Raw genomic sequence first — 13,369 nt, forward strand, 5'->3', positions numbered from 1 at the left:
GGTTGCATGCTCGCATGAGGCTGGCCAAAAACGCCGCATGCGTGCTATACAGCGGCTGGGTTTCCAGCCGGCCTCGCAGTGGGACCACGGGCGAGGCAGGCGTTGTTTGAGTGATGGAGAGGGTGTTGAAGCACAAATTCCCGATTGGAACGCGCGTATTGTTCACGGCCAGCAACGTCGCGCGTCCGGCTGCCAGTGGCTCGTATGAGATCATCCGCCTGCTGCCGACGGACGGTGACGACTGCCAATACCGGATCAAGAGCTCGACCGAAGCCTTCGAACGGGTCGCCAAGGAAAGCCAGCTCGCGCAATCCTGACGGATGACGGCGCTGCGCATTGGTGTCGCGGACGAATCTGCTTCCTCCGCCGTCAAAAGGCCCGTTTCGGCCCGACAAGGTGGGCCGGGGGCAGTTGCCGAATAGCGGTGCTCGCTTGACCATTCGCTCTTTGCTCGCGTGAGGGGACATCGCGCATGAACTGGGCATGGGCTTCGTCGCTCGACGAAATCTGGCGCTCGCCGGCCTTACCGATGTGGATGACGCTGGCGGCTGCCGGCTTCTTCGGACTGATCCTGATGATTACGCTGCTGCGCGCCGAGAGATCGGTGGCCAACGGTGCGCTGACCGTCATCACGCTGCTCGCCATTGCCATCGCGGTGGCCGCCACCGTTCGCGTTTATGGTCCGGCGGGAGAGGCCGCTCCAGCCGAGGCCCGCGCGCAAGCTGCGGTAGTTGCGAGCCTGCCGGCGCTGTCCTGCCTCGACGATCTCGCCGGTGATGCCGTGGCCATTGGCTGCGAGAAGGCGCTGTTCGGGGCGCCCGACGCTGTGGCTGCCGCCGTCGCCTACACCGCGGCCAGGATCGACCGACTGACCGAGCTCGGCGATGCCGCGACCGCCAACAACAGTCTGAGCTTGGACATGAGGGTGCTGCGCAAGTCGCTGGAGCGCGATCGCTACGGGCTCGTCGCGCAAGTGCTGGTCGCGCGCAACGGCTGCACCCAGTTCGATTGCGCCGCCTTCCGCTCGTTGACCGATCAGCAGCGGGTCGCTGCCAATATGGATGCCCATCTCTACGATATGCTGGTGGCACGCTATGCGCCGACCTGGAACGTGCCCGCTGCTGCGCCGGCGATGCCAGCCTCGGCGGCGCTTGCGGGACTGCCGGCGTCGATGCCGACGGGCAAGCCGACCAATGCCGAGTTCCCGAGCGCCTCGTCGACGCCGCCGGTGAGCATCATGAATCCGGAGCCGTCCACGCGCCAGGCACCGGCCGCCAACGCTGCAGCGCCGGCGCCACGCGCCCCGGCTGCGACCTCGGCACAGGCCGCCGCGCCTGCGGCACCTGCTGCGAAGAAACCGCCGGCGCCGAAGGCTGCGCGTGCGCCGGCCGCCGCCGCGCCGGTTCCACTCGCGCCGCCGCCGGGCTCGGCTCCCGCGGCTGCGGATAACAACTAGTTCGGCTTTGAAAACCCGTGGCTGGCCCGCTAATGCTGGGCCATGCCACTTCATCTGATCAAGCTTGCCGTCGGCTGCGACTCCGTCAAGGAATTGAAGGGGTGGATCGCCGAGCGGATGCAGACGGCCAAGAAAAAAGGCCTGCCGCAACACCACATCCACATCACCCGCATGGTGCCCAAGCGCGACGCCGAGATTCTGGCGGGCGGATCGCTCTATTGGGTCATCAAGGGCGAGATTGCCGCGCGCGAGAAGATCATCGGCATAGAGCCGTTCCGCGACAAGGACGGCATCGGGCGCTGCCGCATCGTGATGCAGCCGAAGGTGGTCTCGGTGTCGCCGCGGCCGATGCGCCCGTTCCAGGGCTGGCGCTATCTCGCCGATGATTCCGTGCCGCCCGATCTCGGCAAGTCCGCAGCAGGCTCCATCGCGGCGATGCCGGAGCCAATGCGGCGTGAGCTGCGCGATCTCGGGCTGCTCTAAACCGCAATATTGTCGATCAGCCGCGTCGCGCCGAGCTTGGCTGCGACCAGGATCCGCAGCGGACCGTCCTTGCGCGAGCTGACCGGCGCCAGCGTCTCGGCATGACGGAGCTCGAAATAGTCGAGCGCAAGGCCGGCTGCCTTGATCATCTCGGCGCCGCGCGCCATCGCGGTCGTGATGGCTTCGCCGGCTTGGATCCGCCCGGCGCTGCCCTTCATGGCGCGGTAGAGGACGGTGGCGGTCTGGCGCTCCTCGGGCGAGAGGTAGACGTTGCGCGAGGACATCGCGAGCCCGTCGCGCTCGCGCACCGTGCGGGAGCCGATCACCTTCACGCCGAGGTCGAGGTCGCGGGCCATCTGCGTTACGACTCGCAGCTGCTGAAAGTCCTTCTCGCCGAAGATCGCGACGTCCGGCCGGCATTGCGTGAACAGCTTGCCAACGACGGTGGCGACGCCGCCGAAGAAATGTGGGCGGAAGCGGTCCTCGAGGCCGGCCAGTGCCGGTCCCTCCGGAACGATTCGCGTCGCAAAGTCCTCCGGATACATCGCCTCGACTCCGGGGTGCCAGACGATGTCGACATCCTCGGCCGCAAGCTTGGCGATGTCGGCCTTCCAGGTTCGCGGGTACGCACCGAAATCTTCGGTCGGGGCGAACTGGGTTGGATTGACGAAGATCGACACAACGACGCGGCTCGCACGTCGCTTCGCCAGGAGCACCAGCGACACATGCCCGTCATGGAGTGCCCCCATCGTCGGAACCAGCGCGACCGTGGCCTTTCGCTTGCGAAGATTGTCGATGGCGCGTCGCAGGGCGGGCACCGTGCGGGTGATCAAGGGGCTTCGTGACATCAGGACTCGGAGATCGTTGGGGGTGGGCGCCTGCTGCGCGTCCGGCTAACCTTAACAAGCGGCGGTCGTGGACGCCATGCATCGACATGCGGCACAGCATCCTCCGCAACGAGCGTGTCGCGCCCTTGCGGGCTGGATCACAGACGCAACACCGCGACACGATTCATGATGAAGACCAGCGCACTGCGATTTCGTCATCCTGTCACGCATTTCACTTGACCGCAGACGCGGCCAACTCGAAGATATTGTTTAGGGGTGTTGAGGATCGCCATGCTTGTGCAGGCTAGCCAAAGCCAATCCGGCTCGGCGCACGTCGTCGTGCTCGGCAATGAAAAGGGCGGATCCGGCAAATCGACCACCGCCCTGCACATCGCAGTTGCGCTCCTGAAGGCCGGCCAGCGCGTCGCCACCATTGACCTCGACTGCCGCCAGCAAAGCTTCACGCGCTACGTCAACAACCGTTCTGCCTGGGCGCGCCGGACCAAGCTCGATCTCGAGCTGCCGACGCATCGCTGCATCAAGCTCGGCGAGACCATGCAGGTCGCCGAGAACGAGAATTCCGAGTTCCTTCAATTCATGGAGGCGGTCTCGGCGGTCGAGAGCAATTTCGACTTCATCGTCATCGATACGCCCGGCACCGACAGCTATCTGATGCGGCTTGCCCATTCGATGGCCGATACGCTGGTCACGCCGATCAACGACAGCTTCCTCGATTTCGACGTGCTCGGCACCGTCGATCCCGCCAATTACGCGGTGACAGGGGAAAGCCATTACGCGGAGATGGTCCGCGACGTCAGGCGCAAGCGCCGCCAGCTTGACGGCTCGACGACCGACTGGATCGTGGTGCGCAATCGCCTGTCGATGCTCGGCTCCCGCAACAAGCAACTCGTCGCCGACGGACTGAAGGATCTGTCGCTGCGGCTCGGCTTCCGCTACGTCGACGGCTTCGCCGAGCGCGTCGTCTATCGCGAGTTTTTTCCGCGCGGCCTGACGGCGCTCGACGAGATCGACGAGGCCACGCTCGGCATGCGGCCCAATCTCGGCCATCTCACCGCGCGGGAAGAGGTGACGAGCCTGCTCCGCCAGCTCAAGCTGCCGCTCGACGAGCGCGGCCGCCGCCGTGCGGCAAATCGCGCCGAGTGGTTCAGTCAGGTCGACAAGCCGCTCGAGGTTCACGACATCCTCGGCGCCTAGGACGGTACGCCGCTACTTCCGGGCGATCATCGTAGCCGGTTCCCGCGGGAACTGAGCGCGCTCAAAGCCGTTTCATTCAATGTTAATCGCGAAATTGAACCCGATCGAGACGGGTTGCGTCGGATGGACATCTACATCCGGACGTAGCGGTATCGGAACGAGGTGCCCACCATTTGTGTGCGCCGCACAATGAAAGGGCTGCCGGATCACAAAATTTAGCCTTCCTGTCACGCGGCTGTGACATATATTAGGGAATAGGCGCGAAGGGGCCGAAGAGCTCCTCGAACAACACGATTTTCAACAGGGATCAGGCCGCAAGAGCCTGAGGCTGAGGACGAAAATGAAGCGTGGAATTGCCGTTCTGGTTTTTGTCAGTGCGCTCTGCGGCGTCGCCTATGTCACGGCGAGCAAGTGGGCCATCAAGCACGAGACCATCACCTTCTACGATCCTTCGCGCGACAACCGTCCCGTGCCTGTCGACATCGCGATCCGCCGCGACAAGGAAATGCAGGCCAATGCCGGCATGATCACCATGCCGGTCGCAGTGGTCAATCACGGCAACACCGTCAAGAACACCGAGTACGGCTTCCTTGCCAACGTCTTTGCGGCGCGCGGCTATCTCGTCCTCAGCCCGCAGCATGATTTGCCGACCGATCCGCCGATGGTGACCAAGCCCGGCGAGCTCTATGTCGGCCGCCTGCCGCAGATCCTGCGCGGCGTTGCCAACATCCATCTGGCGCTGCAGGAGATGAAGAAGGTTCAGCCCAACGCTGACTATTCGCGGGTGACGATGGTCGGCCATTCCATGGGCGGCGACATCACGATGTATTTCGCCAAGCAGTACCCGGATGAGGTCAAAAAGGTCGTGACGCTGGACAATCTCCGCGTTCCCTTCGTCACCGCCGGCAAGTTTAAGATCCTGTCGTTCCGTTCCAAGGATCCGCAGTTCAAGACCGATCCGGGCGTGATCCCGACTGACGAAGAGTGCGAGAAGGCCGGTATTCAGGTCGTGAAGACCGACTTCCAGCACAACGACATGCGTGACACCGGCCCGGATGGTGCCAAGAATTCGATCCAGGGCATGCTTGATAAATTCCTGAGCGACACTGACAGCGCGATCGCGCCGGTCGACACCACGTCGTCGCCGCCGAAGGTGCTCGAGCCCGGCCCGGTCGCTCTGATGGCACCCGCCAAAAGCTGATCTGAAACAAGAGCTGATCTGAAACAAGAGCTGATCCATTCAGCATAGCTGGAAACACGTCTCAAAGCCTCCGTCGGCTTCCGCCTGCGGAGGCTTTGCACATTGACCGGGCGGGGCACGCAATCCACATTGGTGGCATGAGACCAAGTGTGACCTCAGATGTCCGGCGACCCCATCAAGCCGCGCAATAGCGATGCCATCTCGGCGAGAGCCGAAAGTGACGATGCGTTGCCGCAGGCAAAGACCTCGACCTCGGAGGACGTCGCCGCCTTCGTCGCCAAGGCGCGTGCGCTGTCGCCGCATGCGCCCGGCGCGAAGGGCCGCTTGATTTTCGCGCTGGATGCGACCATGAGCCGGCAGCCGACCTGGGACATGGCCTGCGCGCTTCAGGCGGACATGTTTCGCGAAGCGGCGGCACTTGGCAGCCTCGACATCCGGCTGGTCTACTATCGCGGCTTCAACGAATGCCGTGCCACCGGGTGGATTTCGGACAGCGGCAAGCTTGCGACGCTGATGAGCAAGATCGATTGCCGCGGCGGCGACACCCAGATCGGCAGGGTGCTGACCGACGCCCGGCGTGAGGCGGTCGCATCGGGCGTGCGTGCCGTGGTCTTCGTCGGCGACGCCATGGAGGAGAAAGTCGACGCGCTTTGCGCCAAGGCCGGCGAGCTCGGCATGCTGAAGGTGCCGGTGTTCCTGTTTCAGGAAGGCCATGATGCGGTCGCCGAACGGGCGTTTCGCGAGATCGCGCGCCTGACCGGCGGCGCGTGGTGCCGGTTCGATCCGGGCGCGGCAGCGCAGCTGCGCGAGCTGTTGCGAGCCGCTGCGGCCTATGCTGCTGGTGGCCGTGAGGCGCTGCTGAGATTGGCGAAGACCGCGAATGGCGCGGCGCAGCTGATTGGACAGATGAAGTAGCAGGTCAAGCCGGCGCGGCCCTCGGCCGAAGTGGAGCCAATGCATTCTGCCGGAAGGGCGACTATATTCACGCCATGACTCTGATCGCCGGCCTTGTCGCCGTTATCACGCTCTACCTGTTGCTCCAGATGTTCCGCGCCGCCAATCCGGCGGTACTGGCGCGCGCCATCAAGGTCGGGGGCGGCGTCGTCGCGCTCGCGGTAGCCGCCTTCACGGGCATGAAGGGCGAACTGGCGGTTGCGATCCCGCTCGGACTATTCGGTGCCGGACTGCTCGGCTGGACACCGTTGGCGAATGCGGGCTTCGGCAATATCGGAGGCTTGTTCGGCGGTGGCGCGGCACGCTCGCCCAACCAGAGCTCGCGCGTGCGTTCGCAATTCCTGGACATGCGGCTCGATCACGAGTCCGGCCAGCTCTCGGGCCAGATCGTCGCCGGGCCTCACGCCGGGCACGGTCTCGACGAGTTCGATCTTGCAAGCCTGCTGGCGATGGTCCCGGCGTTCGACGCCGAGAGCGTGGCCTTACTTGAAAGCTATCTGGACCGCCGGTTTCCCGCTTGGCGTCAGAACGCGCAGGGCAACGCGGCAGGGGGGCAGCGCCGCACGGCGTCGAGCGGCAAAATGACGGCGGAGGAGGCCTATCAGATCCTTGGCTTGCAGCCGGGGGCGGGGCGCGACGACATCAGCCGGGCGCACAAGTCCCTCATGAAGAAACTGCATCCCGACCAGGGGGGCTCGACGTACCTCGCTGCCCGTGTAAACGAGGCCAAGGATACTCTGCTTCGTACGCATAACGGCTAACTCCGGCACCACGCTACAAACGCCCGTACCGCGTGATCTCCGCTTGCTCTGTCTGCCGTCGCCCGATGCCCGCCATTGTCGGCGTGGTCGATCCCTTGAGTAAAGTTTTAACTGTAAATCCTTGACGAGAGGTTGTCGCGGAACAGCCTCCCGCGCCACCGCCCCCAAAAACAAAAATGCCCGCGCAGGGCGCGGGCATTTCGCCGGAGGGGTAGGAAAGATCAGTTGCGGACGGTCATGCAGGAGATGTCGGCGCGCTTCAGCGCCTTGCACACCGCTTCGGCCTGGTCCCGCTCGAGCCCGGCAAAGCGGGCGCGGTAGAGCTTGCGATTGTCCCTGGCGACGACAGGCTCGGTGAACGGATCGGCCTTGCTGAGCAGGCCGCGGGCTGAGCTGCGGGCGGCTTCAATTCGCTGCTGGGCCTCGGTCTCGCTCTCGAGCGCGCCGACCTGGACGATCCAGCCGCTATGGGTGGCGACCGGCTTGGTGGTGGCGCTCATCTGGATCGGCTGCGGTGCCGGATCGGCGGAGGCAAGCTTGGCGACCGGGGCGGGCGCCGGGGCAGCGGCGGCGGACGCCGGCAGCACGCCGAGAATGCCATTGCCGGTGCCGAAGCCCGCCGGCTGCTGCGGCATCTCGGTCCGGGCGACCTCGGCCCGGGCGGGCTCCGGCTTGTTGATGATGTCGGCCCTGGCGACGACAGCGCCGGAGGTCTCGGCGACGTCGCTGCGGGGCGAAATCGTGTTGGTGACTTGCGGCGCGACCGGGGTCGGGGCGGCGGACGCGACCTTGACCGCGCCGGCCTTGACCTGAACCGTCTTGACCCGGACCGGCTTCATCGGCTCGGACGAACCCGGAATGAGGGAGAGCGGCTGGCTCGAGATCACGCCATTGGTGAGCGGCGCGGGCTCGATCTTGGACTCCATCGGCTTGGCTTCGGGCTTGGGCTGGGCCGGCGGCATCGCGGCGGTCGCAGCTGCAAGGGCCGACAGGCGCGAGGCGGGACGCGCCGCGGGTGCCTCGGGCGCAGGAGCGGACGCGACCTGAACCGGCGCAGCGGGACGGGCCGGGGTATCCGAAGCATCGGCGACGTCGGTGCCGGTGTCGGCGCTGTTGCGCTCGCTCACCGCCACGACAGTGTGGGCGGTCGCGCCCTTATCGAGATTTTCCGCGAGCAGATTGCGCATGATGGCGTCGCGCGAGCCGCCGCTGCGGCCGCCGAGCACCACGCCGATCAGATGGCGGTTGCCGCGGCGCATCGAGGTCACGAGGTTGAAGCCGGAGGCGCGGGTGTAGCCGGTCTTGATGCCGTCCACGCCCTCGACGCTGCCGAGCAGGTGATTGTGGTTGCGGATCTGCTCGCCGCGCCAGGTGAACGAGGTGGTTGAGAAATAGCGATAGTAGCGCGGGAAGCGCTCCTGGATGGCGCGGCCGAGCGTGGCCTGGTCGCGTGCGGTCGTCACCTGCTCGTCGTTGGGAAGGCCGTTCGCATTGCGGTAGACCGTCTTGGACATGCCGAGCGCGCGCGCCTTGCGCGTCATCATCGCTGCGAAATCGTCCTCGTCGCCGCCGATCGCTTCGGCGATCACAACAGCGGCGTCATTGGCGGAGCGGGTGACGAGACCCTTGATCGCATCCTCGACGCGGATGGTTTGGCCGGCACGCAGATTGAGCTTGGTCGGATCCTGATCAGCGGCGTGCTGCGACACCGGCATCTCGGTGTCGAGCTTCATCTTGCCGGATTCGAGACGCTCGAACAGCAAGTAGAGCGTCATGATCTTGGTGAGCGAGGCGGGATGGCGAAGCCCGTCGGGGCTGGTCGACTGGAGCACCGCGCCGGAATTGCCGTCGACGATGATCGACGAGAATTGCGGGCTGTAGCTTTCGGAAACGTCGCGATGATGCACCCGGTGGTGCGCGTAGTGGCGCCGATGGCGCCGCGCGTCGGCGGCATCGGTGGTGAAGATCACGGCTGTGGTGACCGTGAGAAGCCCGAAAACGCCAACCCGCGCCAAGCGCGAGGAAGACCAGTTGTTACGAAGCATGGAACCCCGTCCCCGTTTTGTGACTTGATCACCGGCTCGTGAGGCGAAATTGTGCCCTGCGGACCCGGGATCATTACCTGCTCAGGCTGTCCCTCCGCTGGTGCTCGCCACGGGAGACGTTGGGCCTGAGCCGCTATTCTGGCTAAGGTGATGTTCTCACACGGCTTTTGACCGCTTGCAGAAGGTGAACACGTCCAGGGAATCAGGGTAGGGGCCCGCGGTTTCCAAAAGCTTAAGGAACCCTTGCGGGAAAGCCCCGGAATCTCCGTAACTTGCATCTATTTTTGTGCGCCGCACAAGATTCTTGACTTTTTTGTGCGTTGCACTAATTGTGTGCAGAGGTCAGGGGCCGGGGCTTCCGGACGCGAGCCAGGGAAAAGGATTCCAAGATGTTCAAGGTTGAAGACTTTCAGAACTACGGGAAAGAGCATTTCGAGACGTGCGTTGCTTCCGCGACTTCGGTGCAGCACGGTCTCCAGGCGATCGCCAGCGCTTATGGCGACTACACCAAGAAGTCTTTTGAAGACACCAAGTCCTTCGTCGAGAAGCTTTCCGGCGTGAAGTCGCTGGACAAGGCGATGGAAGCCCAGACCGATTTCGCCCGTTCCGCCTACGAGACCTTCGTCGCGGAATCGCAGAAGATCGCCGGCCTCTACAGCGACCTCGCCAAGCAGGCGTTCAAGCCGGTCGAGACGGTCGTGTCGAAGTTCACCCCGGCCGCCCAGTAACCCTTTCGAAACCTGCTGGAATCGAAAAAGCCCGGCTGGTTCAGCCGGGCTTTTTTGCGAGCGGCGACAGTCAAGACGTTGGACACGAGGTACCCGGGACGGGCGGCGTCGTCCCGCTAGTGATGGTCGGCACAAAGCTCGTTTGGCGAGGGTACAGATAGTAGCTGTCGCTGAGCGCAACTGTCCCGCTGATCGTGTAGCCGAGGTTAGGCGTATAGAAGTACGTCGCCTCACCGAGGATAAGCCCAGCTGTCGTCGGCACCCCCGTCAGGGATGTCGGCAGGTTGACGGTTGTTCCGGTCGTTCTTGCCGTGCCGTTAAGCGACTGACTCCAGACCACCTTGGCCGTGACGTTGTCGCCGGTCGGCTGCACCTCCGAGACGGTCACCACGGCCTTGGTGATGTCATAGGGTGAAAGGACTTTCGACGAGGCGTCGAGAATGCCGGTGACGTCGGTCGTGGTCACGCACTTATTCTGTGACAGAATATCGGCGATGGTATGCACCGTAGCCGTGACCTTGACGTTGATCGACAGCGCGTTGCCGAGTTCGACTCCGCCTATGCAAAGCAGCAGCATGAACGGCAGCACGATAGCAAGCTCGATGGCTGCCACGCCATTTTCGTCGGCTCGGAATTCCCTCAGGCGCATGGGCAAGCGGGTCATTGATAGGGCTCGTTTTGGAAAGCGGCGGATGCTGTGATCTGGCGATTGCCGTTGGGCAGGTTCGCAAGGGTAAAGCCGAGCGGTCCCATGAAGACCGGCCATTGGTAGATCACCGCCACGATGACCTTGTCGGAAGGACCGCCCGGGTTGTAGGGCCAGTTGTTGGCGACACTGCCGTCGGCTTTGAAAGTCAATGTCGGCGCAGCCGCGCTCAACGCCGCCCAGCTGCTCCCGGACTGAACGCTGATCATCAGATTGTTGCAGTTGAAGATGATACGGACCTGCGAGCAGACCAACGTCGAAAATTGGGTCTGCGTCATGCCGGCCGCCTGTACCTGGCCGGTCATGACCTGGCGCGCCGACTGCTGCACGACCTGCTGAAGCAGCTGCTGGCCGAAGAATACCAGGAAGATCTGGATGATTCCGACCAGCAGCGCGATGAATATCGGTGCAACGAGGGCGAACTCGACTGCGTTCGCGCCGTCTTCGTCTTTGCGGAAAGTTGCGAACAGCTCGCGAAGGCGTCGCTTTCCGGATGCTGCTCGCAGCTTGGGCATGAGGTTGACTCAGTTGGTCAGGTGAGGGGCCGTTTCCACGACCAACAGGAACAGTTTCTTGAGTGCGTCGGTGATGTCGCCGCCCGATTGTACGTCGTAGAACAAGCCGGGCGACGCGCAGGATTTCGCATTTTGCGCGATCTGTCCGGTCGACGACGAGGGATTGTTGAATGGCGCGATGTAGGAGGTGTACCAATTGTTGCCTGTGAGCGGCAGGTACTCGGTATAAAGCACCGCGATGCGAATTCCCCGGTCCCTGATCGTCTTACATATCGACGTATTGATCGGTTGCTGACACCGATACTTGGAGCCGTTGGCAAGCGGCGTTCCGCTGCAGGACGAGCTCAGCGACACCATCTTGTCGTCAACCCCGTCGGTAACGAGGAACACCACTTCCTGAGGCGTATCCCCGGTCTGATTTGACCCTCCGCCGGGCAAGGGCATGAGGGCGTTGACGCTTGAGAGCGCGTTCTCGATGTCGGTGCCGTAGTCGGTGGTGATGCTGCATCCCGAGAGCACGCAGTTCTGATGGTCGACGGTGACAAGCGAAATGTTGTTGGCGGCCGAGGTCGCGGCACTGGTCAGGTCGGCGGATGGCAGCCCCGACGGCGCATAGACGGTGTTGAACCCGTAGTCGAACGTGTAGATCGCGGCCTTGTAGGTGTTGTTCTGCGTCGCCTGCACGGTTTTCGCGGTGCTCATGAGACTTGCGGTCGCCTGCGCCACGAGGTCGATGCGCAGCGTGACGTTGTTGCTGCGCGCGATGCTGAGGTTGTCCTTGGTCGAGGAGTTTGCGCCGCTGTCGAGATTGGGATGCGCTTCGTGACAGGCGAACGCGCAGTTCTTCGAGCCGGAGGGCTGGCTCGCTGTGGCCGTAGTCAATTTAGTGATATCGTCCGATGTCGCTGCAATTCCCATTGATGGCGAGTCGTCAAGCAGCAGGTAGAAGTTGATGTTCGGCGCGCCGGAGGCGCTGGCCGTCGCTGCGCCCCTGATCGGCCACACGGGGGCACCGAGCAACGTCGGGAAGGCGTTGCTGGAGTTCGCGGTGTAGCTGACGGTCGCAGTGCGCACCAGGCCGAGGTTGCCGACGTTGACCGTCAGGACGGGATTCCCTGTCAGGCCGCCGGCGATCGCGTTCGCCGTCGCATTGAAGATATTCGTGGCGGTCGTCTGTGCGACTGTCGTGCTTTGGGCCATCATCGACGGCGTCACGGCCGCGATTGCGGCGGCATCGGCCGCGGCGTCCAGCTGCGATTGGCGGCGTTGGGCCTGGGTGTAATCGAGCGTCATGCCCAACAAATAGATGGTCGGGAACAGCATGATCGCGAAGATGACGGCGACGTTGCCTTGCTCGGCCGCGGCAAAACGAGCCAGGGGTCGACGAGTGCACCGGGCGGCGGGCAGGCGAAACATGACGTTCCTCGAAATCTCTGGTTTGCCTGATTTCAGGCCGCGCGGTTGAACATCAGGTAAACTCGCCCGTACAAAACCGGGGCCGATTGCGCGCAAATGGTCGCGCCGCCGCCGCCGAAACGGTTTCTGGTTAACGTCGGTGAAACCGAGGACGGATTATTTTGGCAAATCGGTCCGGATTGGTTAACCTTGGCCCGGATCGCCCGGACCGGGAATCGGGACCGTCGCGGCCGCATCGGCTGGCCTTTGCATGCTTGCGGCGAGCCGGGGGCGGGCCCATATTCCCGGCAATCGATCCGGCTCCGACCGGACCGGTTGGAAGCGGCGATCCGACAAGGCGGTGCGCCAGCGCCAGGCTCCCGACTGCGGGGCCGCGCCGCAAACCGTCATACGCTTCCGTGGGGAACTTGAACGCCTGAGCCATGCCGCAACTGTCTTCCAGACTAGACCTGACCGCGGCCGCCGCCGCCCACGCTCCCCGGATGAGCAACGATGAGAACCGTTCCGGCGGCCCGGCGGGTCCGAACACATCCGTCATCACCAAGGCCAAACCAAAGACCAAGCGGCCCAACCTCTATCGCGTGCTGATCCTCAACGACGACTACACGCCGATGGAGTTCGTCGTCCATGTGCTGGAGAAGTTCTTCCAGAAGGACGTCGAGGCCGCGACCAAGATCATGCTGCATGTCCATCATCACGGGATCGGTGAGTGCGGCGTGTTCACCTACGAGATTGCCGAGACCAAGGTGACGCAGGTGATGGATTTTGCCCGCAAGCACCAGCACCCGCTGCAATGCGTGATGGAAAAGAAGTAACCGCGCGTTCGAATCCCCGAGGTCTTCAGATCGGTTCTGTTCGTGCGGTGTGTGACGTCAGCGGATACCGCTGCACGATCGGGCGAAAATCAGCGCCGACGCCAATCCTGCCCAAATGGGCAGTTTTGCCCAAATCGGAACGGGTTTTGCATCGAGAATGCGGTGGGCGCGTAATGCTCATCGAGTCGCGGAACCGGTCTTTTGCCGCGGTCTTGTATAACTATATGTGACAAAGGTTGTTGTTGCC

14 protein-coding genes are annotated in these 13,369 nt (G+C 63.6%); 9 read left to right on the top strand and 5 right to left on the bottom strand.

Annotated elements, in window-relative coordinates; genetic code table 11:
* Positions 1-113 precede the first annotated feature (113 nt).
* The 3 genes from JJC00_RS17580 to JJC00_RS17590 all read left to right on the top strand — a co-directional run bounded on the left by JJC00_RS17580 (position 114) and on the right by JJC00_RS17590 (position 1,939).
* Positions 114-317 (top strand): hypothetical protein, encoded by a 204-nt coding sequence (locus tag JJC00_RS17580; RefSeq protein ID WP_084292202.1) that lies wholly within the window; start codon positions 114-116, stop codon positions 315-317.
* 155 nt (positions 318-472) lie between these two features.
* A complete protein-coding gene (locus JJC00_RS17585; protein ID WP_200473740.1) occupies positions 473-1,456 on the top strand; it encodes a hypothetical protein in 984 nt (327 codons plus the stop codon).
* Positions 1,457-1,498: 42 nt separating this feature from the next.
* A complete protein-coding gene (locus tag JJC00_RS17590; protein WP_200473741.1) occupies positions 1,499-1,939 on the top strand; it encodes a DUF1489 family protein in 441 nt (146 codons plus the stop codon).
* Here the strand turns inward: JJC00_RS17590 and panC are convergent.
* Positions 1,936-2,787 carry a pantoate--beta-alanine ligase gene (panC, locus tag JJC00_RS17595; protein ID WP_200473742.1) on the bottom strand — a complete coding sequence of 284 codons (852 nt, stop codon included), beginning with the start codon at positions 2,785-2,787 and terminating at the stop codon, positions 1,936-1,938. The two genes, JJC00_RS17590 and panC, sit on opposite strands and share 4 nt — an antisense overlap.
* Positions 2,788-3,057: 270 nt before the next feature.
* On the opposite strand from panC, the gene JJC00_RS17600 reads away from it, so the two are divergent.
* From JJC00_RS17600 to JJC00_RS17615, 4 genes are all read left to right on the top strand, one after another.
* A complete protein-coding gene (locus tag JJC00_RS17600; RefSeq protein ID WP_200473743.1) occupies positions 3,058-3,981 on the top strand; it encodes a division plane positioning ATPase MipZ in 924 nt (307 codons plus the stop codon).
* A gap of 340 nt (positions 3,982-4,321) precedes the next feature.
* Positions 4,322-5,182, top strand: coding sequence for an alpha/beta fold hydrolase (locus tag JJC00_RS17605; RefSeq protein WP_200473744.1), 861 nt, complete (start codon positions 4,322-4,324; stop codon positions 5,180-5,182).
* Positions 5,183-5,341: 159 nt separating this feature from the next.
* Positions 5,342-6,097 (top strand): VWA domain-containing protein, encoded by a 756-nt coding sequence (locus JJC00_RS17610; RefSeq protein ID WP_200473745.1) that lies wholly within the window; start codon positions 5,342-5,344, stop codon positions 6,095-6,097.
* Between the two features lie 74 nt (positions 6,098-6,171).
* A complete protein-coding gene (locus JJC00_RS17615) occupies positions 6,172-6,897 on the top strand; it encodes a DnaJ domain-containing protein (RefSeq protein WP_200473746.1) in 726 nt (241 codons plus the stop codon).
* Between the two features lie 221 nt (positions 6,898-7,118).
* Here JJC00_RS17615 and JJC00_RS17620 read toward each other — a convergent pair whose 3' ends face one another.
* Positions 7,119-8,942, bottom strand: a complete 1,824-nt coding sequence (locus JJC00_RS17620; protein WP_200473747.1) for a D-alanyl-D-alanine carboxypeptidase — start codon at positions 8,940-8,942, stop codon at positions 7,119-7,121.
* Between the two features lie 389 nt (positions 8,943-9,331).
* On the opposite strand from JJC00_RS17620, the gene JJC00_RS17625 reads away from it, so the two are divergent.
* The gene (locus tag JJC00_RS17625; protein ID WP_148754857.1) at positions 9,332-9,670 is read left to right on the top strand and encodes a phasin family protein; all 339 of its coding nucleotides are present in this window, start codon (positions 9,332-9,334) and stop codon (positions 9,668-9,670) included.
* A 70-nt stretch (positions 9,671-9,740) separates the two neighbouring features.
* Here the strand turns inward: JJC00_RS17625 and JJC00_RS17630 are convergent, their stop codons facing one another.
* From JJC00_RS17630 to JJC00_RS17640, 3 genes are read right to left on the bottom strand one after another with little or no spacing between them, the layout of a single operon-like run.
* On the bottom strand, positions 9,741-10,334 hold the full coding sequence (locus JJC00_RS17630; protein WP_200473748.1) for a TadE/TadG family type IV pilus assembly protein: 594 nt from the start codon (positions 10,332-10,334) through the stop codon (positions 9,741-9,743).
* Positions 10,331-10,891, bottom strand: a complete 561-nt coding sequence (locus tag JJC00_RS17635; protein WP_200473749.1) for a TadE/TadG family type IV pilus assembly protein — start codon at positions 10,889-10,891, stop codon at positions 10,331-10,333. Before JJC00_RS17635 ends, JJC00_RS17630 begins: the two co-directional genes overlap by 4 nt.
* A 9-nt stretch (positions 10,892-10,900) precedes the next feature.
* On the bottom strand, positions 10,901-12,307 hold the full coding sequence (locus JJC00_RS17640; RefSeq protein ID WP_200474146.1) for a TadE/TadG family type IV pilus assembly protein: 1,407 nt from the start codon (positions 12,305-12,307) through the stop codon (positions 10,901-10,903).
* Between the two features lie 482 nt (positions 12,308-12,789).
* Between JJC00_RS17640 and clpS the strand changes: the two genes are divergently transcribed.
* Entirely contained in the window at positions 12,790-13,122 is a 333-nt protein-coding gene (gene clpS, locus JJC00_RS17645) for an ATP-dependent Clp protease adapter ClpS (RefSeq protein WP_200473750.1), read from the top strand.
* The last annotated feature ends 247 nt before the right edge of the window (positions 13,123-13,369 follow it).

It is taken from the genome of Bradyrhizobium diazoefficiens, assembly GCF_016616885.1.
GTDB classification, from domain to species: Bacteria; Pseudomonadota; Alphaproteobacteria; order Rhizobiales; family Xanthobacteraceae; genus Bradyrhizobium; species Bradyrhizobium diazoefficiens_F.

Excerpts from the sequence above, each read along its gene's own strand:
- JJC00_RS17580 (WP_084292202.1), top strand. The coding sequence starts at position 114 with ATGGAGAGGGTGTTGAAGCACAAATTCCCGATTGGAACGCGCGTATTG.
- JJC00_RS17585 (WP_200473740.1), top strand. The coding sequence starts at position 473 with ATGAACTGGGCATGGGCTTCGTCGCTCGACGAAATCTGGCGCTCGCCG.
- JJC00_RS17590 (WP_200473741.1), top strand. The coding sequence starts at position 1,499 with ATGCCACTTCATCTGATCAAGCTTGCCGTCGGCTGCGACTCCGTCAAG.
- panC (WP_200473742.1), bottom strand. The coding sequence starts at position 2,787 with ATGTCACGAAGCCCCTTGATCACCCGCACGGTGCCCGCCCTGCGACGC.
- JJC00_RS17600 (WP_200473743.1), top strand. The coding sequence starts at position 3,058 with ATGCTTGTGCAGGCTAGCCAAAGCCAATCCGGCTCGGCGCACGTCGTC.
- JJC00_RS17605 (WP_200473744.1), top strand. The coding sequence starts at position 4,322 with ATGAAGCGTGGAATTGCCGTTCTGGTTTTTGTCAGTGCGCTCTGCGGC.
- JJC00_RS17610 (WP_200473745.1), top strand. The coding sequence starts at position 5,342 with ATGTCCGGCGACCCCATCAAGCCGCGCAATAGCGATGCCATCTCGGCG.
- JJC00_RS17615 (WP_200473746.1), top strand. The coding sequence starts at position 6,172 with ATGACTCTGATCGCCGGCCTTGTCGCCGTTATCACGCTCTACCTGTTG.
- JJC00_RS17620 (WP_200473747.1), bottom strand. The coding sequence starts at position 8,942 with ATGCTTCGTAACAACTGGTCTTCCTCGCGCTTGGCGCGGGTTGGCGTT.
- JJC00_RS17625 (WP_148754857.1), top strand. The coding sequence starts at position 9,332 with ATGTTCAAGGTTGAAGACTTTCAGAACTACGGGAAAGAGCATTTCGAG.
- JJC00_RS17630 (WP_200473748.1), bottom strand. The coding sequence starts at position 10,334 with ATGACCCGCTTGCCCATGCGCCTGAGGGAATTCCGAGCCGACGAAAAT.
- JJC00_RS17635 (WP_200473749.1), bottom strand. The coding sequence starts at position 10,891 with ATGCCCAAGCTGCGAGCAGCATCCGGAAAGCGACGCCTTCGCGAGCTG.
- JJC00_RS17640 (WP_200474146.1), bottom strand. The coding sequence starts at position 12,307 with ATGTTTCGCCTGCCCGCCGCCCGGTGCACTCGTCGACCCCTGGCTCGT.
- clpS (WP_200473750.1), top strand. The coding sequence starts at position 12,790 with ATGAGCAACGATGAGAACCGTTCCGGCGGCCCGGCGGGTCCGAACACA.